We start from the raw sequence: 266 nt of genomic DNA, 5'->3' as shown, positions 1-266 counted from the left end.
CGGATTTCATTCAACAATACGGCTAGTATGATTGGCGCCGGGAATCCCGCTATCAGGTCCAGCAAATTCAAAACAAGTGTGTTCGTAAGAGCACGGTAAAAGCTGTTTTGTTCAAAAATAAATTTGAAGACGTCAAGCCCGACCCACTCACTCCCGTTAATTCCCTCAAAAATGTTGTAATTCTGAAACGCCATGAGCACGCCATAAATGGGGGCATATTTGAATATGATGATATAGGCCATTGGCAGCAGTAAAAGTAAATATAA

The 266-nt window shown here is 41.4% G+C and carries 1 pseudogene; it reads right to left on the bottom strand.

Annotated elements, in window-relative coordinates:
- Positions 1 to 266: pseudogene (locus KVT27_RS24935) on the bottom strand (sugar ABC transporter permease); the annotation flags it as partial.

This window comes from Lysinibacillus sp. GbtcB16 (genome assembly GCF_019091145.1).
In the GTDB taxonomy this organism is placed as follows: Bacteria; Bacillota; Bacilli; order Bacillales_A; family Planococcaceae; genus Lysinibacillus; species Lysinibacillus fusiformis.
The sequence above is the reverse complement of the archived record's forward strand: the minus strand, read 5'-3'. Positions and strand labels throughout refer to the sequence as shown.